This is a genomic window from Armatimonas sp. (assembly GCF_043757465.1).
GTDB lineage: Bacteria > Armatimonadota > Armatimonadia > Armatimonadales > Armatimonadaceae > Armatimonas.
Genome location: NZ_JAYVPL010000156.1, coordinates 72529 through 96133, shown reverse-complemented (window position 1 = coordinate 96133; position 23605 = coordinate 72529). Strand labels below are relative to the sequence as shown.

The window sequence follows — 23605 nt, the reverse complement described above, 5'->3', positions numbered from 1 at the left end:
GGGCATCTCTCAGGATGCCCACTTCTTCTAGGGTTTCGGCTCTCAGGCCGAAGTCTTCCGAGACATACCCCGGAGCTTGCTCCGGTCGGATTGTGATTCGCCTCCCGCCGCTGCCTGTCCACAATCCAGTCTTCCAGAATCAACATGGTTTTATTGTTTGCTTATTGTTTGCTATTCTATCACAATAGGAGAGGTACACTCGGAGGCATGCTACTAACGGGAAAGAAAGCGCTGGTGACGGGCGCGGGGCGAGGCGTAGGTAGGGCGATTGCGCTGCTGCTGGCCGCTGAGGGCGCAAGTGTCGTGGTGGCCTATCGCGCCTCGAAAGCCAGCGCGGAGAGCCTGGCAAATGAGATCGGGGGCGTGGCGCTGCAGGCGGATCTCACGGACACGGCGCAGGCGGAGCGCTTAGTTGCGGAGGCGTGGGAAAAACTGGGAGGGCTGGATATTCTAGTGAACAATGCCGCAGGCTTCGGGCCACTCAAATCGCTGGCGACCTTCACCTGGGACGAGATCAACACGGAGTGGGAGGCCGTGGTGAAGCCCGTTATCACAGTCACGCGCGCCGCGCTGCCGCACTTTCAGGCACAGAAATCCGGCAAGATCGTCAATCTCTCGGCCACTCTTTTGCAGCGGCCCGCACCGGGGCAGGGGGCGCACGCGATGGCAAAAGCCGCCGTGCTCGCCTACACCCGCTCGCTGGCACGAGAGATCGGCCCCGATGGGATCACGGTGAACGCCGTCTCGCCTGGTATGGCGCTCACGGAGTTTTCCGAGAGTCTTCCCGAGTCACTCAAAGCCGCCGTCGCCGAGCGCACCCCGCTGCGCCGCCTCGCCACACCCGAAGACGTCGCTCGCGCCGTGCTCTTTTTCTGCTCACCGCTCTCGGACTTCATCACGGGGGCGAACCTCGCCCCCGACGGTGGCCTGGCGGTGCTTTAGTCGGGCTCAGGTAGCGGATCAGTTTGGAAGAAGTTTGCCTGTGGAGGATTCCCCTGCACGATTGCCTCCAGAACATCAAGTTGTTCTGAAGAATAATTTGCCATGAGGGCGAGCTTTATCGCGAGAAATTTTTCCTCTCCCATACGCCTCAGTAGTTCTCCTGCCAGACTATTTAGCATTTCTTTTTTGCGGACGGGAGGTAATACTCTACCAAAGCGATCCTGAGCGTTTAAACTCACTCGAATCAGCGCGAGCGAATCCATCAAAAGTAAGGTTCGCCAGAGAGGTTTTCCTTCCTGCGGTTTTGCACTGTAAAGGAGAACATGAAGCAAAGACTCCCGAAATTTTGGTTGCGAATACAGCAGAGCGTGCTGTGTTGCACTCTGTCGCAGAGAGAAAGCCAGTAATTTCTGATGCTCATGATCGCTCAATAATGCTTCTAGGACTCCCTGTTTTGCCCGGACAAAACCCGCCAAATCCAGATCCACAGAACGGCGCACCTGATCTTCGTCCTGTGGCTTCCATTGATTACGCCACAGGCCAAACCCAAGAAGAGTAAAGGCATCCTCTGCTGTCGCAATATGCCGTGGGCGACGCGTAAAACGCGGATTCTCGGCAAGTTGTTCCCACTCTCCATGCTCCATAAGTCTTCTGGGAGGCTAGTACACGACTTTGTTGAGGGGATACTCAACCAGCCCACTGGCTCCGGCGCGCTTGAGGCGTGGAATCAGATCACGGGCTTGGTGCTCCTCGATAATGATCTCGATAGCAAAACCCTCATCGCCCCAGAGCGGGCTGACCGTGGGCTTCTTGAGCGCGGGAAGCTGCGCGATCACGGCCTCAAAGTCCTCTTTGGCGACATTGAGCTTAAGCCCGACAAGCCCTCCGGCGTTCAGAGCGCCCGTGAGCAGCATCGCAAGGCTCTCGATCTTGGCACGCTTTTCAGGATCCGCCCAAGACGCTTTGTTGGCCACAAAACGCGTGGTTGAGATAATAATCGGGTCGCCGACAATGCGTAGTTTGTGTGCTTTCAAGCTGGAGCCCGTCTCGGTGTTCACCACAATCGCATCCACGAGCTGCGGGACTTTCATCTCATCGGCCCCCCAGCTAAACTCGACATGTGCCGTCACGCCATTGGCCGCTAGCCAGTTGTTGGTCAGCCGGACATACTCCGTGGCCAGGCGCTTGCCCGCCAGGTCTTTTACCGACTGAATCTCCGAGTCGGCGGCAACAGCCAACACAATACGCATCGGGTTGCGGGTCGCCTTGGAGTAGGCCAGCTCACAGACCTCCACCACGTCTACGCCGTTGTCCGTGATCCAGTCCCAGCCCGTCAGACCCGCATCAATCACGCCATCTTCTAAGTAGCGCGGGATTTCCTGGGGGCGCATCAGAATCGCCTCGATTTCGGGGTCGTCCACCGTGGGATGGTACGAGCGAGAGTCCACGCGCACGCTCCAACCGGCCTGCGTGAAGAGCCGGAAGGTGGCCTCCTGTAAGCTGCCTTTGGGCAGTCCAAGCTTCAATTTCATAGTCGTCGCTCAGTATATCGCGCCCCAAAAAAATATTTTTTAAGTTTTGTCACATTTGTGCCATCGGCCACGTCTAACCAAATAAGGAAAGCAATGAAGAGCGCTGTGAGTGTAGATGAGAACTTAACTGCCCTTCCCCGGCTCCTCCCTGAAGGCCGGATCGAGGAGGAACCGCTCCCGTCTGCGTTTCATGAGCGCTTCCCCGTTTTGCTGATTGGGCGGCGGACACAGGGGACGATCTGGCCGGACCACTCTGAGAACGCGGCGGCGCTGGAGTGCTACCGTGAAGGCTATAAAGCTTTTCATGAGGATCAGGATGCCATCGCGGCAATGCGGGCCTACGAGCAGGCGCTGGAGCACGATCCACTCTACTTTCGGGTTTGGGTGGAGCTGGCAGTGGTTTGCTTGATAGATAATACGGCAGCGAGCATTGAGAAAGCGGAGGGAATCTTCGCCCGGCTCTGCTGCATTGAACCCGATGGGGAGTGGCTGACTCGGGAGGTCGCGAGTATCTTGCGCCAGAATCTGGGCTACACCCGGATAGTGCGCTACCAGCGGACAGGGGATAGAACCTATCTTGAGCTGGCGGACACGGAGTATAGGCTAGCCAACGCGCTGGCGGAGCAGGAGCGGCTGGAACTGCTCTGCTCCTGGGCTTATGTGAAATTGGAGCGGGGAGAAAAAGAGAGCGCGGAGCGTCTGTGGGAGCGTGCCGTCAAAGCGGCGCCCTCTCCAGCGACCCTCGCGGAATTTGTGGGTAAATTTGCTTCGCTTGCGGTACTATGGAAGCAGGATTCGAGAGTAAGACCATGAAAAAATTAATGCTTTTAAGCGTCGCAGCATTGTTGCTGACCGCAGTCGTTGTTCCGGCGTATGCACAGGTTGGCGTTCCTCCGCCTCCGCCCACTAAGGGCGGTTCGTAGTTTAAGAGATCTCTGGAGAAGGAGGCCTAAGACAATGAATGCACAGGCGCTAAATGCACTACAGGGGCTCAAAGCATGGCACGACCAAGCTGCCCCCCAACCGACCCAAGCTACTGTTTCTGCCGCACCGAAGCGACAGACCAATACAGAGCTGCTTGCCGTTATCCGCGAGAGTGCAAACTCCAAGCGGGAGCGTGATGTTGCCGCGGAGATGCTGCGACGGCAGGTCAAGTCACTGTGCGCGGCGACACTCGCGCGACAGGCACGCACCCTCCTGGCCAATGAGCTGGAGGATCTAACCCAGGAAGTGGTGATCCGTCTGCTTCAGAGCCCTGCGAGCACGGAGCCGACATCGGCCTACATCGCTCGGATCGCGACTAACCTGCTCATTGACCGCCAGCGCCATCTCGTGCGCCGTGGTCAGGACAAGCAGGCATTCTCCCTCGACGATACCGAAGACGGTGAGACCCGCGACCTGCCCGACCTGGAGACCCGTGTTGAGGAGAGCGTCCTGGCGCGCATTCAGCAGCGGGCGATCCGTGAGGCACTGCTCACTCTGCTCAAGCCCAATGAGGCTCTTGTTGTGCTGCGCCGCGCCGAGGGCGCTAGCCACGATGAGATCGCTGAGGAACTAGGCACGAACGCCGCCTGTGTCCGAAAGCAGGCCGAGCGTGGCCTCAAGCGCCTGCGCGAGCACGCCGAAGCGGGCCGCTTCGCCTTTGCTTAGTTTGTATGGACGCACTCAAAGGCATTGGCCTCTTACTCAAAACACCGCGCCTCTGGCCGCTCGCTCTTGTGCCGGGGCTAGTCGCCTCCGCGCTCTACTTGATCCTGGGGTGGATCACCTGGCAGCGCTACGGGGCGGGGCTGGAAGAAGGCGCAAAAGTCATCGCTTTTCTTTTGTATTTGGTGCTTTTCCCCTTCGCTTTTTATCTACTGGGAAGTAGTTTTTTGGGGGTGGTCTTCGATCCGCTGAGCCGGGAGACGGAGCGCCTGCTTGATGGCACGGTGCTCAACTGTCCGCTCAAGCCACTCCCGCTTTTTGGCGACACGTGCAAGCGGCTCCTGCTCAATGGAAGCATCTGCGTGCTCGCTTTCGCGCTTGGCCCCGTTCTAGGCTCCGTGGCGGGGGTGTGCGGTGCGGGACTGATCAGCCTGCTCGATTATACGTCGCCCGCGTTCTTGCGGCGCGGCACGACTCTGGGGCCCCAAGCCCGCTTGCTGCTCCCTAAACCCGATATCTACACACTCAGTTTTGCCGCCGTTGCCGGGCTCCTCTCACTCGTCCCCTTTTTGGGCCTCTTCTTCGCTCCTGGCCTGATCGTTGGGGGGACACTTCTGGCTCGCCGTCGGCTACAATAGCGTTTGTGATTGTTTTTGGAATTGAGACAAGCTGCGATGAGACAAGCGCAGCCGTAGTAGTAGACGGACGCACGCTGCTCTCTAATATCGTGGCCTCGCAGATGGAGGAGCACGCGCGCTACGGAGGCGTAGTGCCCGAGCTGGCGAGCCGCCGTCATGTGGAGCAGCTGATTCCTGTCTTTCGACAAGCGCTTGCCGAGGCGAACTGTGCGTGGACCGACATAGACGCCATCGCGGTGACCAACCGTCCTGGACTCTTGGGGGCGCTTCTGGTTGGGACATCGGCGGCAAAGGCACTAGGGATGGCGCTCAAAAAGCCCGTGATTCCCGTGCATCATATCGAGGCGCATCTCTACGCGAACTGGCTCACCCCCCCCGATAACGAGAGAGCTATTGCCGATTACCCTGCGGTGGCGCTGGTTGTCAGTGGTGGGCACACGGACTTATTTCACCTGCGCGGCCACGGCGACTATGTTTTATTAGGCCGCACGCGCGATGATGCTGCCGGAGAAGCTTTTGATAAGTGCGCACGCCTGATGGGCCTGGGCTATCCTGGGGGGCCTGCTGTGCAGAAAGCGGCAGAGGGCGGCAACCCCAAGGCGATTACTTTTCCCCGTGCCACGCTTCCGGGAACCCATGAGTTTAGCTTCTCGGGCCTCAAGACCTCGGTGCGCTACGCCTTGCAGGGCGAGAACTTACCCCCCATTGCCGATATTGCTGCGAGCTTCCAGGAGGCCGTGGTAGATGTGCTGAGCAAAAAGACTATCGCGGCGGCAAATGAGCTGGGGGTGGAGCGCGTCTTACTGGCAGGCGGTGTCTCCGCGAACACCCGTCTGCGTGAGGTGATGCAACAGCGCTGCGACAAAGCGGGGCTCGCGCTTTTCTACCCGGCCGTAGCGCTCTGCACCGACAACGCCGCCATGATCGCCTGCGCGGGTTACTGGTATCTACAAAATGGCCGCACCGCCACCCTCGACTTTGAGACTCGCGCCTCTGAGCCACTAGCAGGAGTACAATAGAGTTATGCTAACCCGTCTGAAAGTTCGTGGATTCAAGAACTTGGTAGATTTAGATGTACGTTTTGGCCCTTTCACCTGCATCGCAGGAGCTAATGGTGTTGGGAAGTCCAATCTTTTTGATGCGATCCAATTCTTGAGTGCTTTGGCGAGTGACACATTACTAGAGGCAACGAAGTCCGTACGCGATAGCCGTCGCCCAGATGTCCTTTCTCTCTTCTATCATGCCGGGGATAGCTATGCGGAAACCATCTTTTTTGAAGTGGAGATGGTAGTTCCCGCGGAAGGGGAAGATGATCTCGGGCAAAAAGCTCAAGCCAGCATGACATTTCTACGCTACACGCTAGAGCTTGGCTACCGCGAGGACGATGGCAATTTAGAGATACATCAGGAATCGTTGGTTCATATTAACAAGGGGGATGCGGTAAAACATCTGCTTTTTCCGCACAGTGTTGCTTGGCGTAACTCCGTTATTCAAGGACGACGAACAGAACCTCTGATTTCAACGGTGGTAAATAGCGTTGGAGAGACTGCGATTCGACTGCACCAGGATGGTGGGGGGAAAGGTGGGGGAAGACCCTCCCCACGCATCGCACGAACCCTACCACGAACACTGCTTCATCTTGCCAATGCGGCTGAGTACCGGACTGCTGTTCTTGCACGAAATGAGATGCGCTCATGGGCGCTTTTCCAGCTTGAGCCGACAGCACTTCGTGAAGCGGATGATCTTAAAACACCGGGGTATCTCACGACCAAGGGGGGGCACCTTCCTGCAACACTCTATCGGCTGGCACGCCGCTCTGAAGATCAACAAGTCTATGATACGGTGGCTCTGCGGATGAGCGAGCTGGTGCAGGAGATACGAGAAATTGGGGTAGAGCGAGATGACAAGCGTGATCTCTTGACGCTCTGGGCAGCTAGCTCCGATGGGACACGGCACTCTGCTCACGCTCTCTCCGACGGAACCCTGCGTTTTTTGGCACTAGCGACTCTTGAGATAGACCCCGATTTTCAAGGCGTTCTTTGCCTTGAGGAGCCTGAAAATGGAATTCACCCGGAGCGAATTGGGACAATGCTGAATCTTTTGCAAGCGCTTGCGGTGGATACTTCTCGCCCGGTAGATGAGGACAACCCCCTACGTCAGGTGATTATCAACACGCACTCGCCACTTGTTGTACTCTACACACCTGGTGAGAGCCTTCTTGCTGCGGAGGTAGTTCATGTTGCTGATCGGACGAGAGGTTTACAACTTTCTCTGTCGTGTCTTCCTGAGACTTGGCGTACTCGTGGTTCTAAAGGGGGCAACTTGATCAGTAAAAGTAAACTGCTACGCTATCTGCGTCCTGAGGTTAGTGAAGACCTTGCGCCCAATACTGTTGGGCAGCTTGCTTGGGTGGTAGATGCGCGATGATATGTCGCTATACGCTTCTGACGGAGGGCTCAACAGATGCGGCACTTTTGCCCATTTTAGATTGGACGATTCGGCGACACACCAATCAGGTTTTCTCTGGAGAGTTTGCTTACCGTCGGGGCCAGGGGTTGGCGGAGAAAATTCGCAATGCACTGGAGGATGCTCCGTGTGACCTGCTCTTTATTCATCGTGACTCTGATCGTGAAGAACCATTTCGGCGCTATGAGGAGATTCAGGCGGCTCTGACCGAAGCGAAAGTTGAGCAGCCCAGTGTTTGTGTTGTTCCCGTGCGAATGATGGAGGCATGGCTTCTCTTTGATCCGGGCGTCTTGCGACAAGCTGCAGGAAACCGAAATAGTCGTGCCACATTAAATCTACCAACGCATGCACAACTAGAAAATATAGCTGATCCCAAGACAGTGCTTCGCGAGGCACTTCGAACTGCAAGCGAGCGACGAGGACGACGGCTTGATGAATTCAATAAACAGATTCCTGCTGCAATGCGGCGCATTACGCAGCTTACCGATGACTTCAGCCCTCTTTTGCGCATGAGTGCTTTCCAGCGCTTACAAGATGATGTACGAGCAATTCTGGAAGCACGAAACTGGCGCGAAGAGTGATCTACAACATCCTCCTCTTTCTGCTCTCGCCTTTGCTTCTTGCCTATTATCTTTTTCGGCTGGCGACGGGCAAGGAAGACCCGGTGCACTGGCGCGAGCGCTTCGGCTATTTTCCCCCGTTATCGGGGGCTAGGGAGCAAAAAAGCTTCTGGGTGCATGCAGTCTCTGTCGGGGAGGTGATGGCGGCCAAGCCGATTCTGCGAGAGCTGCGCAAGCGCCATCCGGAGGCGTTTTTGCTGCTCACCACGACGACGCGTGGGGGGCGGGAAGTGGCGCAGGGCGTGGCGGAGGCATCGGCGGTGGCCTACTTTCCGCTGGACTTTCCGTGGGCCGTGTCACGCGCCCTGCGAGCGATTGGGCCTGATGCGCTCTTGCTGATGGAGTGGGAGATCTGGCCGAACTTTCTGGCGGCGGCAAAGAAACAAGGCGCGAAAGTCATGGTGCTCAATGGGCGCATCTCGGACAAAGGCTTGCGGCGCGGGCTGAAAGCGCAAGCCTTTATGAAAAGTGGACTGGCGTGTGTGGATCTCTTTGCAATGCAGTCGGATGAGGACGTGCGCCGGGCGGGTTTGGTGGGTGCGCCTCGTGAGAAGGTGCAGATGTTTGGCAATACCAAGTTCGATGAGTCCGCGACAATGCTAAGCGCTGAAGAGCGCACTAAGCTGCGCGAGGAGCTAGGGATTCCTCAAGACGCTCCTGTCTGGATCTGTGGCTCGACCCGCGATGGCAAAGAGGGCATCCCCGATGAGGAGCTGCTGGTGGCTGAGGCGGCGAAGCGTGTGCGGGAGCGTTTTGCAGGACTTGTCTTGATTGTCGCACCCCGGCATCTGGAGCGCGTGGAGACAGTGAAAGCACACTTGCCAGGAGCCGCACAGCGGAGCAAGGGCGAGTGTGGCCCCACGCTCATTCTGGATACTTTTGGTGAGCTGGGCCGTGTCTATGCCATTGCGGATATCGCATTTGTCGGGGGCTCGCTTGCGCCGTGGGGCGGGCAGAGTGTATTCCAGCCACTCGCTCAGGGTGTCCCCGCGCTCTTTGGCCCGAACATGAACAACCAGCGTGATATCGCGGCTCTGGCAGTTGCGGAAGGCGTGGGGGAGCAAGTCATGGATGCGGCAGGGCTGGCCAGCGCCGTGAGCCGCTGGTTGGCGCTCTCGGGGCAAGAGAGGGCCACTTCGGCGGTAAAGGCACGCGCACTGATCGAGCGGAACCAGGGAGTCTCCGCCAAGTGTATGGATGCTTTGGAGAGCCTCCTTGGACGCTAAGGCGCTACTGGAGGAGAAAAGCCTTCGAGGAACGCTGCTCCGCATGGCAATGACTCCGCTGGCGGGGCTGCACTTTGTGGGGCTGGCGCTGTATTTACTGCCCTATCGGCTGGGGATTCGCAAGCGCTACAAGCTCCCGGTGCCCGTGATCGCGATTGGTAATCTCAGCTCCGGGGGAACTGGTAAGACACCGATGGCGGCGCTGGTCGGGCGGCTTCTGCGCGAACAGGGACTCAGCGTGGTGTTACTCTCGCGAGGGCACGGTGGCACACACGAGAGAGAGGGCGGCGCCAAGATTGTGAGCCGGGGAGATGGGCAGCTCTTACTCAGCGCAGATGTCGCCGGAGATGAGCCGACTTTGCTTGCGCAGCTTCTGCCCGATGTGCCGGTGATTATCGGGCGGGACCGGCGGGTCTCAGGCAGCCTAGCCTGCGCACAGTTCGCCCCCGATGTGATCCTGCTCGACGATGCGCTTCAGTTCTGGCAGCTCCACCGCGACTTAGACATTGTTTTGCTAGATGCGCGCCGCCCGTTTGATAATGGCTGGATGCTCCCGCGTGGGCTTCTGCGCGAGCCGCCCTTTCATCTCGCCCGCGCTGGGATGGTCGTCCTCACCCGTGCTGACCGGGTTAGCTCGGAGCAGCTAGAGCGTACTAAAAGAGCGGTTCAGCGCCTCGCCCCCCGTGCTGGTCTCTTTACGGCGACCCACGAGCCGACGGGCTGGGTGGGGCTCGACGGTGCGCAAGAAACTCTGGAAGCCTTTGCTGCCGAGAGTGCGATTGCTTTTTCCGGCATCGCAGATGGGCAAGCTTTTCGTTCCACACTGGAGGCTTTGAAGCTCTCCCTGAAAAAATTCTGCGAGTTTGGGGACCATCATACCTACAATAAAGAGGAGACACTCGCTCTGATTGCGCAAGCACCGCAAGGACTCTTTGTTACGACGGAGAAAGACCTGATGCGGCTGCGGGCACTCTGGCCAGCGGAAGGGCCAGCACTCTGGGCACTACGCATCCAGATGCGGGTGGCGCACGACGAGAGTTTCAGTAGGGATTTATTAACTTTTTATGGCCGTACGCGAGAAAACACAACGCAGGGTAAATCGCCTGCCCCTCCCTTCCCCAGCCACGACTGAGGTTGGACGGCTCTCGCCGCTTGTGGTAGCTCCGCTAGTAGGAGTGGGATTTTTCGTGATCTTCTTGCTCCTGCGTGCGCCTATGTTTAGTAAGAGCTTGGTGCTGCCCGGAGTGCTCGCTCTGTCCCTGGGAAGTGCCCTCGCTCTTGTTCTGGCACGTGTCCAGAGAGCACAGCGTGAGATCGCAACGGCGCGACAGCAGCAGGAACAGGCCAAAGAGTACCAACAAAACCGCGAACGCTATCTTAAAGCTCTGGTGGAGCTGGAGCGCTTGCTCCTGGCAGATCACCGGGGACAGGCACTAGGAGAAGTGCTTCCTCTGCTTGGGGCTGCCACTCGGGCGGATCGGATCTATCTTTGCCAGTGCTATCCCGACCAGAGTGAGTACTATGCAAACCTTCTTGCAGAGTGGTGTGCCTCTGGAATCGCCGGGCAGATCAACAGTCCTGCCCGCATAGATGTGCCTCTCTCCAAGAATTTCCCCCGCTGGATTCAGGAGTTGGGGGACTCGAAGTTCATCTTAGGGCAAGTGAGTACCTTCCCGGATCAAGAGAAGCGCTTGCTAGAGACACAGGGCGTCTTCTCCCTCTTTATTCTCCCGCTGGTGATCGAAGGGGAGCTCTGGGGCTATCTTGCTCTGGAGAGCCGCCGGGCACCGCGACAGTGGTCCGCTGAGGAGCAGGGCTACCTTGCCATCGCTGCTGAGGCGATCACGGGCGCACAGGCACGGCGCAACAGTGAGCAAAACACACTCCAACAAGCACTCCATGACCCTCTGACAGGCCTCTCAAACCGCCGTCGCTTACGAGAGCAACTGGAGCTGTTCATTGAGCGGGCACAGAAAAATCACACGTCGGTAGTGGCGGTCTATATGGATTTGGATCGCTTTAAGCAGATCAACGATACGCTCGGCCATGCGTTTGGTGATCGTTTTTTGCAGTATGTCGTACGCCGAAGACTCCTGCCCACGATCGGGCAGAAGGATCTCCTGGCACGTGTGGGAGGCGATGAGTTTATCTTGATCATGAGTGAGGAGAACCACTCCGATATCATCAACAACGCGGCGAAGATGGCGGAATCTCTTCTTAAAGCCCTTACGGAGCCGATCTTGATGGAGGGACAGGAGCTAGTGATCTCCGCCAGTATCGGAATCAGCCGCTTTCCCACCGATGCCCAGGATGCGGACGCATTGATCAAGAATGCCGATGTGGCGATGTACCGCGCGAAAGAAGAGGGCCGAGGAGACTTTCGCTTCTTCACGCCGCAGATGAACCGCACGACCAAGGAGCGCTTCGAGCTGGAAGCAGATCTACGCCATGATCTCACACGTGCGCAGCCCTGCGATAACTTTTTGCTTTACTTCCAACCGCAGGTGGATGTGGGCAACGGACGGATGATCGGCGTCGAGAGCCTGATACGCTGGCGGCATGCCAAGCGCGGCCTCGTCTCGCCCGCGAAGTTTGTCCCGATTGCGGAGGAAACCGGCCTGATACAGCCGCTGGGGGAATTTGTCCTCAATGCCGCCTGTGCGCAGGCTGCCGCCTGGGTGGCATCGGGAAGCCCGCTCCGGGTGGCGGTGAACCTCTCGGCGCAGCAGCTCCGTAATCGGGAGCTCCCCGCACAAGTCGCCGAGGTGCTGGCACGCACGAAGCTCTCTGCGAACTTCTTAGAGCTGGAGCTGACGGAGACCGCGCTCCTGGACGATATTCCGGGGGCGCTGGTGGTGATGAACGCCCTCAAGCAGATGGGGGTGACTCTCTCGTTGGATGACTTTGGCGCGGGGTACTCGTCGCTCTCGCATCTGCGGCACTGCCCCTTCGATGTGGTGAAGATAGACCGCTCCTTTGTCAAGTCTATTGTGGGAAGTGTACGTGACCAGATGCTGGTCAAACATCTGGTACAGCTTGCACACGACCTCGGGATGAGTGTGGTGGCTGAGGGAGTGGAGACCACCGCTCAGTGCGACATTCTTCACCGTCTCGGCTGTCGGCAATTCCAGGGCTACCTTTTCAGTCCTCCCATGGAACCCGCTGAGCTGGAGCGCCGCTTCCTCAAGCCCAACGCCTCTCTGGCGGCGTAAAGCGACCGTTAGAGGCGGGCGCTGAGGTACTCAAACGACGAGCGCAGGCAGTCGAAGGGGTCGCGGCGGCAGGTATCTTGCTCGATGGCGTACCAGTCCACCCCGCTCTCTTCGCACGCGGGCAGAATCGTGTCCCAGGGAAGATTTCCCTCGCCGATAGCCGCGATGACGGGGCCATCTTTGGGGACGACTTCCTTGTCTTTGAGATGAATGACGGGAACGCGGCCTTTGCAGCGACGCATGAGAGCCGCCGGGTCAACGCCAGCGTGCCAGATCCAGTAGAGATCGGCCTCTAGGTAGTAGTCCGGGCCGCCTTCCTCGATGAGAATATCCCAGAGGGTCTGGGGGTTTGAAGGCGCAACCCGCACAAACTCATGGCTGTGGTTGTGGTGCCCGAAGCGAATCCCTGCCGCCTTGAGGGTTGCGATCACCGGAGCGGAGTCCGCTAGGAAGCGCCGGTAGCCGTCGGCGTGGTCGGCACCGTAAGGCTGGGGAATCCCCCCAATCGCCACGTAGTCGCAGCCGAGCGTGTGGTGCAGCGCAATCTCATCGTCGGTGTTCTGCGAGAGCCTCTCCCAGGATCTATGGGTGGCGATGCACTTGAGGCCATTGTCATCGAGCATCGTGCGCAGAGTGGTGGCATCGAACTCCGTCTCAAACGCCTTGACGGCGGAGACCTGTACGGCGCGGTACCCGATCTGGGAGAGGCGCTTGAGCGATGCGGCGACCTCCGCCGTGGTGGTCAGGTGGTCGCGGAGTGTGTAAAGCTGAACAGCGAGCTTGGTCATGTCCCTATTTTACCAGCCTCCCCCCGGCTTCGCCGACCCCCTCCGGCTCCGCGAAGGGGGTACAATACGAGCGGCGTGATTCTTGGAATTGATTTAGGGGGAACAAAATCGGCAGCACTGTTGCTGCACGAGGACGGAACGGTGGCGAAGCGGGTCGCCGCGCTCACGCCTGCCGACGCCGACGCCGAGGGACTTTTTGCGTTTTTGGTGGCCCTTGCGCAGCAAGTCCGTGGTAAAGAGGCACTGGAGGGAATTGGAGTTTCTGTGGGGGGAGCCACTGATGCCGCCAAGGGGCTGGTGTTTGCCGCGCCCAACTTGCCGGGCTGGGGCCACGACGGTTTCCCACTGGCTGCTCGGCTTTCTGAGGCACTTGTCCTTCCTGTGCAGCTTGAAAATGATGCGGATGCCACGGCACTGGCGGAGTGGCGCTTCGGGGCGGGGCAGGGAACCAAAAATATGGCGTTCCTGACCGTGGGCACTGGGATCGGTTCGGGGCTCGTGCTCAATGGCGCACTGCACCGAGGGCGGCGTGGTGCGGGCGGAGAGATCGGTCATATTGCTGTCGTCTTAGGGAACCAGGGGCGTGTGTGCTCCTGCGGCTTGCGCGGCTGCCTGGAAGCCTACGCCAGTGGACCGTCGGTGACTCGGATCGCACGCGAGTACGGCTGGCGAGGCGCTGTGAGCGGAAAAGCGGTGGTCGAAGCGGCGCGGGCGGGCGATACGGCCTGCCTTGCTGCGCTGGAGCAAGCTGCCGATCACTTAGGCGCGGCGCTTGCGATGCTCGCCATGCTGCTCGATTTAGAGCGCATCGTACTCGGGACACTGGCCGTTCACGCCGCCGACTTGCTACTTCCCAAAATCATAGAGAGTCTACGGGCGCGAGCCTGGCCACGCCTCACGGAGGGGCTGGAGGTTGTCCCAGCGGCACTGGGAGACCGTGCGCAAGATCTGGCGGCACTCTGCGCCTGGGGAGGCCACTAGTGCTTCTGGAGACCGAGGAGTTCCCCCGGCTTCTGCTGCGAGGGCGCTGGGCACTCGCGCTCACTGAGGCCGCAATCTCGATTTTTCTGGCGCTCTGGTACCACGAGCGCCCCGCTGCTGCCTGGATCGCGATGGCGTTGTTACTCGCCTACAATGGGGTTGTTCTGGTGCAGCTCTACCGCCTTCCCATACAGCGCATCCCGCTCCGGCTCTTAGTGGTGCTGGATCTGCTTTTTCTGGGCAACGCGGCTTACTACACCGGGGCGGCCACGAGTCCGTACTTAGGGTTATGTTACCTAATTGTTTTTGCGGCGGCACTCTTTGGAAACCTCAAGGGGGGGCTCCTGATTGGCGCACTCGCGGGGGCAATGACAGTTGGATTGGGGCTACTGGATCCGGAGAAAAGCCGCTATCGCTGGGAAGTGGTACGTGATACCGCCCCCTATTTTGTGATCGTGGGAGGCTTCACGGGCTATCTCGTCACCCAGATGAAGACCTGGTTCACCCGCTACCAGGGGAGTTTTGCACGCGAGCTGGACCAGCGCCGCACCGAGCAGGCACGCCAGAGGGAACTGGAGCTTGCCCGGGAGATTCAGCGCTCCTCGCTTCCTCTGGTCGCCCCCGACGTGGCGGGTCTGGTGCTCGTTCTTCGCACGGAACCGTCGCTTGAAGTCGGAGGGGACCTGCATGTTTTTATCCAGGATCCTATCGGGGGCCGTCTCGGCTTGGCGATTGGCGATGTGTCGGGCAAGGGGATGGCGGCGGCGCTGATTGCCACGAGTATTGGGTACTTACTGCCCTACTTAGACCCCCTCCGCAGCCCTCAGCAGGCGCTGGTGCGGCTCAACAAGGATCTCTGTGAGCGCCTCCCGGATTCGTCGTTCGCCACTCTGCTCTACGCGGAGCTTGCGCCACGGGAGGGGACACTGCGGCTGTGGAATGCGGGGCACCCGCCCGCGCTGCTCTGGCGCGCTCGCGATGGGCATATTGACTCCGCCGCCTGTGGGCAGGCACCGCCGCTGGGGCTCTTTACGATCTGGCATGCTCCGGAGCAGGAGCTGACTCTGGCACCAGGCGATATTGTTGTGTTCCACTCAGATGGCATCACGGAGGCGCAGGGCATGGGTGAGATGCGGCTCCATCAGCTCATCCGTGAAAATGCACCCGCCGGCCCCGAGGCTCTCGCCAATAGGATTATCGAAGCACTTCGCGCAGAGAATACGGAGCCCGTGGACGACCTGACACTGCTTATCTGCCAGCGCTGCCGGGAGACTTAAGGAGTACCTCCCGGATTCCCCGGCCAGTTGACCCCCGCCGCTCGAAACGCGCCGGTCTCGGGGCAAAGAATGCTCATTCCTCCGTCTACGGGGATTGTCGCACCGGTGAGGAAGCTGGCGGCGTCGGAGGCGAGAAACAGCGCAACGGCAGTGATCTCCTCCGGGTGCCCGACGCGGTCCAGAGGGTAGTGGGTAAAGAAAACCCGCTGCTCGGCTTGCGAAAAACGCTCTCGCCACGCCGCCTCGCCACTGGTCATGATGTGCCCTGGCGCGATGCAGTTCACCCGAATTCCGTAGCGTCCAATGTCTGCGGCGAGCGCACGAGTTAGCCCCGCGAGCGCGGCTTTCGAGGTCGAGTAGGCCACGCGCTCAGGGATGGGCTGGTTTCCCACAAGTGAGCCGAGATTAATAATGTTACCCTTAGTGGTTTTCAAGTGCTCCAACCCCGCCTGGGCAAAGAGATAGGGTGCACGGACATTGACGGCCTGAATCTGATCAAAGAGTGCCACGGACGTGTTTTCCAGAGTGGTGCCGCGCTGGTCGGCGGCATTATTGACGATGCAGTCCAGCCGCCCAAACTTCGCCACTGCCGCTTCGACAACTTTCGCGGGGAACGCAATATCGGTCACATCGCCTTCCAGACAAAGATGGGGCTCGCCCAGAAGCGCCGCCGTCTCGTCAATCTTGCGTAGATCCGTCGCACAGACCCTCCAGCCCGCCTGTGCGAACCCGAGTGCGAGCGCCTGCCCAATTCCCTGACCCGCGCCCGTCACAATCACTATTTTCACTTCAAGCCTCCAAAGTACGCCACGCTCTCGTCCACGAGCCGCCACTCCTCAGCACGGACAGCCTCGGAGTTTTCGCCGCGCTCCCACGCGCTGGAGTACGGTTCAGTGGCGGGACGGCCTTTTGCCCAGAGTATTTGGAGCGCGGGGATTAACGTCCGAACCTCGCGCTTCGGGTACTCTGCCCACCACGATGCTTCGAGCAACGGAATCGTGCGCGTTGCCTGCGCTGCGATCTCGATACCGGGAAGTAAGTCCGTAAATCCGTTGTTTTTCACTATTTCCAGAATTCTGGGAAAGTCCACCACGCCCGTTCCTGCGGCGCAGCGCACGAGCCGGTAGCCCTCAGGCGCGAAGTGAATCGTGTAGTCTTTGCAGTGGACATGCCGGATGAGCGGCGCGAGGGTCTGTGCCGTTTGAACCGGATCTTCGCCGACGGCCAGCGGGTTGCCCGCATCCAGGCAGACGCCGAATGCAGGGTGCTCGCCCGTCTTTTCGTAGAGCCAGAGAAAGTCCGAGAGATCAGCATCCTGGTGGTTCTCAAACGCCAGGGCGAGACCCAGGTCGGCGGCAAGCGGCAAGAGCTCGGAGATACGCTTTACCAGGGCATCGCGACGGGTGAGCCAGCCGCCCGGCCCAAGTGTGCGCCGGTCGCCGCAGAGAATCCCTGAGAGCGTGAAGCGTACCACTTTTGCTCCCACCAGCGCTGATTTTCTCAGATACGCCTCGGCGTTTTCCATCTCCAGAACGCTCATTGCCTCCACAACAAGTCGCAAACCACGCTTGGCAAGCGCGTCGCGCAGGGCCTCGGCGGAGAGGTCGGCAGGCAGAGGAATATCCACACCCGCGAGATTCCGGGCTTTGGCTGCATCTAGCAAGCCGAGAGGAGAGAGCGGGCCAGGATTCGGGGTGCCGTCTTTGGTGGACAGGTAGCCCAGCACGTGCGGCAGGGCGTAGGCGGTGAGAGCGAACGGGATTGGCATAAGAAAATTGTACCCGCCCGGGAACCAAGTGAGCGGTGATTTGGGTATTAGAGGTAGAATACGCTATCTTTGGAACTCTCAGGAGAAAGAAAACATGAATCGTTTACTGATCGCTCTGGTTGCCGTCTCTGTCGCTGGTGCTGCATTTGCTCAGGACAAGAAGCCTAAACCTGCTACTCCCAAGGCACAGACTAAGTGTGCTGTGACCGACGAAGACCTTGGCTCTATGGGCAAGCCTATTGAGATTGCTTACAAGGGCAAGAATGCCAAGTACAAGGGCAAGTCGGTCAAGGTTTGCTGCGGCGGCTGTGTTGGCAAAGTTGAGAAGGCGCAGGACAAGTACTTCACCAAAGTTTTTGGCAAGTAAGGAATAGAAATTATGAATCGTTTAGTGATTGCTCTGGTTGCCGTCTCCGTGGCCGCTGCCGCGTTCGCACAGAAACCCAAGCCCGTTGCTCCCGCGAAGGCCAAAGAGCAGACTAACTGCCCTATGATGACAAATAAAAAAGTGGACGCTCACTCCAAGTCGGTTGCCTACGCGGGTAAGAACCCCAAGTACAAGGGCAAGTCGGTCAAGTTCTGTTGCGGTATGTGCGAAGCCGCTATCAAGAAGGATCAGGATAAGTACTTCGCCGTCGTCTTCGGCAAGTAGTCTTCCAGACTGAAGCCCGTGTCGGGGAAGCCCGGCACGGGCTTTGTTGTCCGAGACGCTGCTTTCAAGCGGCGGGTACAATACGGTGTGAATACTTCTAAACTTCCCGTTTGTGCGGTGACGCTTTTCTCCTCCGGGGTGGCCTACACCCAGCGTGAGGGAACCATTGATTCGGGTGAGGCGACGGTGCCTCTGACGTTTCGTACCAATCAGATCAACGATATTCTCAAATCACTGGTACTCCTCGACGAAGAGGGTGGGGCGTTGCCTGCGATCTACCCGTCGCAAGACCCCGTGGAGCGCACTCTCCAGAGCTTCGCCGTGGATGTCTCGGCGTTCTCCACACGTGGCGAGCTGCTGCGCCAGCTCCGGGGCGTCGTGCTGAAGATCGAGACCATCAGCAAAGAAGCCTTTGAGGGGCAGATCGTGGCCGTGGAGTCTGAGAAGCAAGTGCGCGGCGAGCGCTCCGTGGTGGATGTGGAGACTCTGACACTGATTACGGCTGAGGGGCTTGTCTCGGTCTCGCTGGATAAAGTGCGGACGATCAAGTTACTCGACGAGCGCCGCGATGCCGAGCTCCGTGAAGCACTAACGGTGCTTGCCGGGGGCGCGGACGATGCCCGTAGAACCGTGCAGTTGCGCTTTGCGGGCAAGAAAAAGCGGAAAGTCCAGGTGGGCTATATCACCGAAGCGCCGCTCTGGAAGATCAGCTACCGGCTGGTGTTGAGTGATACCGAGGGACAGAAACCCTATATTCAGGGCTGGGCACTGGTGGAGAACACCACCGACGAAGACTGGGAAGGTGTCCAGCTCACGCTCGTCTCAGGCCGTCCGATCAGCTTTATCCAAGACCTCTACCAGCCGCTTTATCTGCCACGCCCCACAGTCGGCCCCGATATTATCCCCGCCGCAGTGCCACAAGTGCACGAGGGTGTCATGTCGCCGTTCGAGAGTGGGGGGGCAGTCGCGATGATGGCGGCTCCCGCTCCGATGGCGAAGCGCTCGCTGCGGGCGGAGTCCATGCGGCAATCCGTGGTTTCTCAGGCCGAGGGGCGGAGTGCGGGCGAGCTGTTTCAGTACAATATCAAAGCTCCCGTCGCGCTTCCGAGGCAGCAGGCGGCGATGATCCCGGTGGTCTCAGGCGATATCGGAGGGGAGAAGATCTCGCTCTACAACGCCGACACGGATCCCAAGTACCCGATGAACGCGATTAAATTAGTCAATGACACGGGCTTACACTTAAAAGCGGGGCCGATCACGGTCTTTGATGGCGGCACCTACGCCGGTGACGCGCGCCTCGGGGAAGTGCCGCCCAGCGATACCCGACTGATTACCTACGCCGTGGACTTGAGTATCGAAGGGGTTCGCACCGACGAGCTACGCAATGGCAATGAGCTGAGCCTGACCATCAAGCGTGGCGTGCTGACCATCACGTCCAAGAACCGCCGGGAGACGCTCTACAAGTTCACGTCCAAAGCCGCCGCGCCGCGCACCGTGCTGGTCGAGCACCCGCTCTGGGAAGGCTGGACATTAGTCGCACCCACGGAACCGACCGAGACCACGCGGGATCGCTACCGGTTCGCCGTCAGTATTGCGCCCGGGGCCAGCGCGAGTCTGTCTGTGGCACAGGAGCAGGCACTGGGAACCACGGTGGTACTACTCGAAGCGGACACAGCCCAGCTCACGCACTATGCCAGTAGCGGGGAGCTTCCCTCACGCCTCAAAGAAGCGCTGGCGGTGACAATTGCACGCCGTCGTAAGATCCACGAGCTGGAGACCAACGCCGATCTACTGGACAGAGAGCGCACCCAGATCCATGAGGAGCAGGGGCGTATCCGGGGCAACTTAGCGGCGCTTGATAAAGAATCGCCGCTCTACCATCGCTACTTAGACGAGCTCAACGGCCAGGAGAATCGCTTATTGGAGCTACGCGAGGAGGGCAATCGCCTGCGCAAAAATGCGCACGATGCCCAGGCCGAATTGAAGGCTTTCCTGGATACACTGGACTTATAAGAGTCGCCTCGATGGACCGGGGCGAAAACAAATCGGGGCGGGAGAAAGAAATGATGCTAACTACGATGCTACTTCCTTTAGTCGTGCTGGCGCAGGGGCCAGCGAAGGCGCAAGAGAGTGCGCTGCCCGTGCGCGCCGTGACCTTGTTTTCGTCGGGGGTGGCCTACACCCAGCGCGAGGGTGACGTGAGTGGCAACGCCACGGTGCCCTTAACATTTCGGACGGTGCAGATCAACGATATCTTGAAATCTCTGGTGTTAATTGACGAGAAGGGCAAGGTTCAGCCTGCTGTCTATGCCGCAAAAGACCCCGTCAACCGCACGCTCCAGGGTTTCGCGGTGGATGTCACCCAGCCGTTGGAGCGCACTGCACTGCTGAATCGCCTGCGTGGGCAGGTCGTTACCGTGACAACTGCAACGGCAACTAGTACGAGTGCGGTTACGGGCAAGCTGGTGAGTGTTGAGACGAAAAATCTCCTGAGTGCTGAGGGCAAGACAACCAGCGCCGAGTTCCTGAATCTGCTCACGGAGCGTGGCCTGACCACGGCGCGCCTTGATCTGGTGAGTGAGATCTCCTTCAATGATCCAAAAGTCGCTCGGGAGTTTGGCGAGGCGCTGACGTTGCTCGCCTCCGGTGCCGATGATAAGCGCCGCAGTGTGACCCTACGCTTCGACGGCCCCGGGACGCGGCGGGTGCAAGTGGGCTACATCACCGAGTCGCCGCTCTGGAAGATGAGCTACCGCTTGCTGCTCTCCGGCGCGAGAGAAGGCAGCACGCAGCCGTATATTCAGGGCTGGGCACTGGTGGAGAACACCACCGACGAGGACTGGACAGGGGTTGCTCTGACGCTTGTCTCAGGCCGACCGATTAGCTTTATTCAAGATCTCTACCAGCCGCAGTACCTCACCCGCCCCACCGTCAACGCGGACCACACGATCTCACCTGCGCCCCAGGTGTCCGAGGCGGCGCTGGACGATCGGAGCAACTTTGCGGCGAAGGCGGCCATCACCAATGCAATGGCGCGCGGGCAAGGGGGAGGGATGGGTGGTTTTGGTGGGGGACGGCCCGCGGGAATTGGTAATATTCTCAGCAAGGATGCCGATAACACGCTGATTGTCTCGAACGAGTCAGTAGCGGCGCAGGCGGCGGGGGAGAAGCAAGGCGAGCTGTTTACCTATAAGATCAACTCGCCCGTTGCGCTTCCGAGGCAGCAGGCGGCGATGATTCCGGTCGTGGCGCAGGAGATTAGCGGTGAGAAAGTCTCGCTCTACAACCCGGCCACCGACACGCGCTTTCCGCTGCACGGTGTTCGGCTCAAGAACAACACGGGGCTGCACCTTAAAGGCGGACCGGTGACACTCTTTGATGGCGGAGCCTATGCAGGCGATGCACGGATGCAGGACATCCCGCCAGGCGACACGCGTATTCTGACCTACGCCGTGGATTTAGGTTTGCAGGGCGAGCAGAAAGACAACGGCGGCACGGCTGTCGAAACGAGCCTGACGATCAAACGAGGCGTGCTGATCAGCGCCCGCAAAGAGACCACGGAGGTCGTCTACACGTTCCGCAATAAGTCCGACAAGCCGCGGCAGGTTCTGGTGGAGCACCCCTACAACGCCGAGTTTAAGCTGATCGCTCCAGCCAAGTTCGACGAGCGCACGGCGAATCTCTACCGTTTCTTGGTGGCCGTCCCTGCCGGAAAAACGGAGACGCTGATCGTTAAGACCGAGCGCCCGCTCTCGGAGACCTACGCGCTTTTGGACACCGACATAAACTTTATCGAAGTGACCACACAGCGCAAAGAGGGGGTTCCTCTCAAGCTCAAGATGGCACTGGAAGAAGTGCTCACCCGGCGGCACAAGCTGCAAGACCTCCAGAGCCAGATCACCGAGTACGAGGCGGAAGTCAAGCAGATCGAGCAGGATCAGAGCCGTATCCGCCAGAACATGAACGTGCTGGACCGCAACTCCGAGAGCTACAAGCGCTATGTTCAGCAGCTCGACGAGCAGGAAATTCGCATCCAAAGCCTGCGTAAGCAAGTCACCAGCCTAAGAGGCCAGCTCGCCACCGCCCAGCGCGATCTTCGTGCGTTTGTGAATAAGCTGGAGGTTTGAGGGAGAATCATCTCCCTTGGCTAGCCCCCGCGTCGCAAGCGTTCGCGGGCCATTTGGATATCGGCTTTGAGCTCGGGATCGGCGGCAAAGCGTGCGAGCGCTTTGTCGTCGGTCTTGCTGCCGATGTAGCCGACCAGCCGGGCGGCGTGGGCGCGCACGAGGCGAGGGCGCTTGCCGCTAAGAATCTCCAGCAGCTCTTTCAGATAATCCGTGCGGATGGTTTTGCTGCCTCCAGGCCTGCAAACTGTATGAATGGTCTGTGCCATGCTCAGCATCGCGGCTTTGGCCTGAACTTTGTCGGTACCCGCCATGAGGTCGGCGGCGGCGAGAAGAGAGTCGCGCATGGGTTAGATTCCTTTCAAGCTCCACGGAGCACGGTACGGTTCATAGAGCATCCGGTTGGCCTCTTCGTCACCGATAAACTTCCAGGTCTTAGGGTCGTAGGTGAGCTTGCGGCCAAGTGTGTAGGCGATATTGGCGATAATCGGCAGAATAATCACTTTGACCCCAATTTCTACGTCCATCACGGGCTTCTCCCGGGTTTTAATGCAGCGCCGCCAGTTACGGCGATGCCGTTCCGTGGGGTCGGTGTTCTCGGGTTCTAGAAACGCCTTGAAGCCACCGGCAGGCGGCGTATAGAGCTTGGCTTTTTCCTCCGTGGCGCAGCCGCCATCGCCGCCCGCCACAATCAGATCGCCTTTGTCGCCCGTGTAGGTGCCGCCCCACTCGCCCTCGAAGCGCTCGGGAACCACACCGGGCTGCTCCCAGATCAGAGTCCACTGCGGCTTGGAGAACTCCCACTTCACTTTCATCGTGAGGGGCGCATCATAGACCGAGTTGGGGTTGGTCTCGCCGCTTGCAGTCACCGTGACCGGCGCGTCCCAGTTGTCTTGGCCCGTGAGCCACAGAGCGATGGACAGGGCGTGGTTGCCGCGGTCGCGGATAAAGCCGCCGCCGGAGTCCATGAGCCAGCGGAAGTTAAAGTGCACAATCGCGGGGTTGTAGGGCCGCCAGCCGATCGGCCCCAGCCACATGTCCCAGTTCAGCTCAGGCGGCGCGGGGCCTTCCTTGCCAAAGCTGTTGTCCGAGACATAGTTATTGGGGTGCCAGAGCTTGACTTCCTTGACCGTGCCGATCTGCCCGTTGCGAATGTAGTTGCAGGCCACGGCGGCGCTCGGGTTCGAGCGTCCCTGCGAGCCGATCTGCACCACCCGCTTGTAGCGCCGCGCCGCTTCGATCATCGCCCTGCCCTCTTCGATGGTCTTACAAGTGGGCTTCTCGGAGTAGACATCTTTGCCCGCCTGGCAGGCATGCACCGTCATCAGGGCGTGCCAGTGATCCGGCGTGCCGATTGTCACAGCGTCAATGTCCTTGCGCTCCAAAACCCGCCGGTAGTCGTCGGTGAGCAGCGGCGACCCCTTCACTTTAGCGGCATTCGCCTTAAGGTGATTGGCGTCCACATCGCACAGCGCCGCGCACGAATCCGCCACCACGTGGCTGCTGCCCATACCGCCTAGTCCAATATGCCCGTAGATAATCTTCTCGTTCGCGCCCCGTGGGCTCTGGGGGAAGATCGTCGCAAATTTATTCACCACACGCTTCTTTGCTTCCATGCGCTTTAATTCGCGAGAGAGCAGGAGGGTTCCTTCTGGGCTGTACCTGTCCGCCCACACGAACGTGGGCGTCAGCAGGCGTGCCGCCCAAAAGTCGCTCCGCGACTGCCGAATTC

Annotated in this window: 23 protein-coding genes; 16 read left to right on the top strand and 7 right to left on the bottom strand. The window is 59.3% G+C overall.

The window, feature by feature from the left end; genetic code table 11:
* Positions 1-207: 207 nt before the first annotated feature.
* On the top strand, positions 208-942 hold the full coding sequence (locus ACH2ED_RS21885) for an SDR family NAD(P)-dependent oxidoreductase (RefSeq protein WP_395094856.1): 735 nt from the start codon (positions 208-210) through the stop codon (positions 940-942).
* Here ACH2ED_RS21885 and ACH2ED_RS21880 read toward each other — a convergent pair.
* Complete coding sequence (locus ACH2ED_RS21880; protein ID WP_395094855.1) at positions 939-1586, bottom strand: hypothetical protein; 648 nt, start codon at positions 1584-1586, stop codon at positions 939-941. The genes ACH2ED_RS21885 and ACH2ED_RS21880 overlap by 4 nt on opposite strands.
* A gap of 15 nt (positions 1587-1601) precedes the next feature.
* Complete coding sequence (gene hisG, locus ACH2ED_RS21875; protein ID WP_395094854.1) at positions 1602-2474, bottom strand: ATP phosphoribosyltransferase; 873 nt, start codon at positions 2472-2474, stop codon at positions 1602-1604.
* A 93-nt stretch (positions 2475-2567) separates the two neighbouring features.
* Between hisG and ACH2ED_RS21870 the strand changes: the two genes are divergently transcribed.
* The 9 genes from ACH2ED_RS21870 to ACH2ED_RS21830 all read left to right on the top strand — a co-directional run bounded on the left by ACH2ED_RS21870 (position 2568) and on the right by ACH2ED_RS21830 (position 12283).
* Positions 2568-3287 (top strand): hypothetical protein, encoded by a 720-nt coding sequence (locus tag ACH2ED_RS21870; RefSeq protein WP_395094853.1) that lies wholly within the window; start codon positions 2568-2570, stop codon positions 3285-3287.
* Positions 3288-3431: 144 nt separating this feature from the next.
* The gene (locus ACH2ED_RS21865; RefSeq protein ID WP_395094852.1) at positions 3432-4124 is read left to right on the top strand and encodes an RNA polymerase sigma factor; all 693 of its coding nucleotides are present in this window, start codon (positions 3432-3434) and stop codon (positions 4122-4124) included.
* Positions 4125-4129: 5 nt separating this feature from the next.
* On the top strand, positions 4130-4759 hold the full coding sequence (locus ACH2ED_RS21860) for an EI24 domain-containing protein (protein WP_395094851.1): 630 nt from the start codon (positions 4130-4132) through the stop codon (positions 4757-4759).
* Positions 4760-4764: 5 nt separating this feature from the next.
* The gene (gene tsaD / locus ACH2ED_RS21855; protein WP_395094850.1) at positions 4765-5778 is read left to right on the top strand and encodes a tRNA (adenosine(37)-N6)-threonylcarbamoyltransferase complex transferase subunit TsaD; all 1014 of its coding nucleotides are present in this window, start codon (positions 4765-4767) and stop codon (positions 5776-5778) included.
* Between the two features lie 4 nt (positions 5779-5782).
* Entirely contained in the window at positions 5783-7186 is a 1404-nt protein-coding gene (locus ACH2ED_RS21850; protein ID WP_395094849.1) for an AAA family ATPase, read from the top strand.
* Positions 7183-7806: a DUF4276 family protein gene (locus ACH2ED_RS21845; RefSeq protein ID WP_395094848.1), complete on the top strand. Its 624-nt coding sequence runs from the start codon at positions 7183-7185 to the stop codon at positions 7804-7806. Before ACH2ED_RS21850 ends, ACH2ED_RS21845 begins: the two co-directional genes overlap by 4 nt.
* Positions 7803-9071 carry a 3-deoxy-D-manno-octulosonic acid transferase gene (locus tag ACH2ED_RS21840; RefSeq protein ID WP_395094847.1) on the top strand — a complete coding sequence of 423 codons (1269 nt, stop codon included), beginning with the start codon at positions 7803-7805 and terminating at the stop codon, positions 9069-9071. The genes ACH2ED_RS21845 and ACH2ED_RS21840 overlap by 4 nt, the downstream gene beginning before the upstream one ends.
* A 43-nt stretch (positions 9072-9114) precedes the next feature.
* The gene (gene lpxK, locus ACH2ED_RS21835; protein WP_395094846.1) at positions 9115-10203 is read left to right on the top strand and encodes a tetraacyldisaccharide 4'-kinase; all 1089 of its coding nucleotides are present in this window, start codon (positions 9115-9117) and stop codon (positions 10201-10203) included.
* A complete protein-coding gene (locus ACH2ED_RS21830; protein ID WP_395094845.1) occupies positions 10136-12283 on the top strand; it encodes a putative bifunctional diguanylate cyclase/phosphodiesterase in 2148 nt (715 codons plus the stop codon). The genes lpxK and ACH2ED_RS21830 overlap by 68 nt, the downstream gene beginning before the upstream one ends.
* Positions 12284-12291: 8 nt before the next feature.
* On the opposite strand, the gene ACH2ED_RS21825 is transcribed toward ACH2ED_RS21830, so the two are convergent.
* The gene (locus tag ACH2ED_RS21825; protein ID WP_395094844.1) at positions 12292-13071 is read right to left on the bottom strand and encodes a sugar phosphate isomerase/epimerase family protein; all 780 of its coding nucleotides are present in this window, start codon (positions 13069-13071) and stop codon (positions 12292-12294) included.
* A gap of 75 nt (positions 13072-13146) precedes the next feature.
* On the opposite strand from ACH2ED_RS21825, the gene ACH2ED_RS21820 reads away from it, so the two are divergent.
* Entirely contained in the window at positions 13147-14052 is a 906-nt protein-coding gene (locus ACH2ED_RS21820; RefSeq protein ID WP_395094843.1) for an ROK family protein, read from the top strand.
* A complete protein-coding gene (locus ACH2ED_RS21815; RefSeq protein ID WP_395094842.1) occupies positions 14052-15329 on the top strand; it encodes a PP2C family protein-serine/threonine phosphatase in 1278 nt (425 codons plus the stop codon). Before ACH2ED_RS21820 ends, ACH2ED_RS21815 begins: the two co-directional genes overlap by 1 nt.
* On the opposite strand, the gene ACH2ED_RS21810 is transcribed toward ACH2ED_RS21815, so the two are convergent.
* Together ACH2ED_RS21810 and ACH2ED_RS21805 are read right to left on the bottom strand one after the other, a co-directional pair.
* Entirely contained in the window at positions 15326-16117 is a 792-nt protein-coding gene (locus ACH2ED_RS21810; RefSeq protein ID WP_395094841.1) for an SDR family NAD(P)-dependent oxidoreductase, read from the bottom strand. The two genes, ACH2ED_RS21815 and ACH2ED_RS21810, sit on opposite strands and share 4 nt — an antisense overlap.
* A complete protein-coding gene (locus ACH2ED_RS21805; protein WP_395094840.1) occupies positions 16114-17097 on the bottom strand; it encodes a sugar phosphate isomerase/epimerase family protein in 984 nt (327 codons plus the stop codon). Before ACH2ED_RS21805 ends, ACH2ED_RS21810 begins: the two co-directional genes overlap by 4 nt.
* Positions 17098-17191: 94 nt before the next feature.
* Between ACH2ED_RS21805 and ACH2ED_RS21800 the strand changes: the two genes are divergently transcribed.
* From ACH2ED_RS21800 to ACH2ED_RS21785, 4 genes are all read left to right on the top strand, one after another.
* The gene (locus tag ACH2ED_RS21800) at positions 17192-17464 is read left to right on the top strand and encodes a hypothetical protein (protein ID WP_395094839.1); all 273 of its coding nucleotides are present in this window, start codon (positions 17192-17194) and stop codon (positions 17462-17464) included.
* A gap of 12 nt (positions 17465-17476) precedes the next feature.
* Positions 17477-17749: a hypothetical protein gene (locus ACH2ED_RS21795; protein ID WP_395094838.1), complete on the top strand. Its 273-nt coding sequence runs from the start codon at positions 17477-17479 to the stop codon at positions 17747-17749.
* A gap of 87 nt (positions 17750-17836) precedes the next feature.
* Positions 17837-19762, top strand: coding sequence for a hypothetical protein (locus tag ACH2ED_RS21790; RefSeq protein ID WP_395094837.1), 1926 nt, complete (start codon positions 17837-17839; stop codon positions 19760-19762).
* A gap of 50 nt (positions 19763-19812) precedes the next feature.
* On the top strand, positions 19813-21876 hold the full coding sequence (locus tag ACH2ED_RS21785; protein ID WP_395094836.1) for a hypothetical protein: 2064 nt from the start codon (positions 19813-19815) through the stop codon (positions 21874-21876).
* Positions 21877-21896: 20 nt separating this feature from the next.
* Here ACH2ED_RS21785 and ACH2ED_RS21780 read toward each other — a convergent pair whose 3' ends face one another.
* On the bottom strand, positions 21897-22220 hold the full coding sequence (locus ACH2ED_RS21780) for a hypothetical protein (RefSeq protein ID WP_395094835.1): 324 nt from the start codon (positions 22218-22220) through the stop codon (positions 21897-21899).
* A 3-nt stretch (positions 22221-22223) separates the two neighbouring features.
* Positions 22224-23489: a Gfo/Idh/MocA family protein gene (locus ACH2ED_RS21775; protein WP_395094834.1), complete on the bottom strand. Its 1266-nt coding sequence runs from the start codon at positions 23487-23489 to the stop codon at positions 22224-22226.
* Positions 23490-23605: the final 116 nt, after the last annotated feature.

Coding starts and splice junctions, on each gene's coding strand:
- ACH2ED_RS21870 (WP_395094853.1), top strand. CDS start 2,568: ATGAAGAGCGCTGTGAGTGTAGATGAGAACTTAACTGCCCTTCCCCGG.
- ACH2ED_RS21845 (WP_395094848.1), top strand. CDS start 7,183: ATGATATGTCGCTATACGCTTCTGACGGAGGGCTCAACAGATGCGGCA.
- ACH2ED_RS21825 (WP_395094844.1), bottom strand. CDS start 13,071: ATGACCAAGCTCGCTGTTCAGCTTTACACACTCCGCGACCACCTGACC.
- ACH2ED_RS21780 (WP_395094835.1), bottom strand. CDS start 22,220: ATGCGCGACTCTCTTCTCGCCGCCGCCGACCTCATGGCGGGTACCGAC.
- ACH2ED_RS21885 (WP_395094856.1), top strand. CDS start 208: ATGCTACTAACGGGAAAGAAAGCGCTGGTGACGGGCGCGGGGCGAGGC.
- ACH2ED_RS21860 (WP_395094851.1), top strand. CDS start 4,130: ATGGACGCACTCAAAGGCATTGGCCTCTTACTCAAAACACCGCGCCTC.
- ACH2ED_RS21830 (WP_395094845.1), top strand. CDS start 10,136: ATGGCCGTACGCGAGAAAACACAACGCAGGGTAAATCGCCTGCCCCTC.
- ACH2ED_RS21800 (WP_395094839.1), top strand. CDS start 17,192: ATGAATCGTTTACTGATCGCTCTGGTTGCCGTCTCTGTCGCTGGTGCT.
- ACH2ED_RS21775 (WP_395094834.1), bottom strand. CDS start 23,489: ATGGAAGCAAAGAAGCGTGTGGTGAATAAATTTGCGACGATCTTCCCC.
- ACH2ED_RS21880 (WP_395094855.1), bottom strand. CDS start 1,586: ATGGAGCATGGAGAGTGGGAACAACTTGCCGAGAATCCGCGTTTTACG.
- ACH2ED_RS21865 (WP_395094852.1), top strand. CDS start 3,432: ATGAATGCACAGGCGCTAAATGCACTACAGGGGCTCAAAGCATGGCAC.
- ACH2ED_RS21785 (WP_395094836.1), top strand. CDS start 19,813: ATGATGCTAACTACGATGCTACTTCCTTTAGTCGTGCTGGCGCAGGGG.
- lpxK (WP_395094846.1), top strand. CDS start 9,115: ATGGCAATGACTCCGCTGGCGGGGCTGCACTTTGTGGGGCTGGCGCTG.
- ACH2ED_RS21795 (WP_395094838.1), top strand. CDS start 17,477: ATGAATCGTTTAGTGATTGCTCTGGTTGCCGTCTCCGTGGCCGCTGCC.
- ACH2ED_RS21805 (WP_395094840.1), bottom strand. CDS start 17,097: ATGCCAATCCCGTTCGCTCTCACCGCCTACGCCCTGCCGCACGTGCTG.
- ACH2ED_RS21850 (WP_395094849.1), top strand. CDS start 5,783: ATGCTAACCCGTCTGAAAGTTCGTGGATTCAAGAACTTGGTAGATTTA.
- hisG (WP_395094854.1), bottom strand. CDS start 2,474: ATGAAATTGAAGCTTGGACTGCCCAAAGGCAGCTTACAGGAGGCCACC.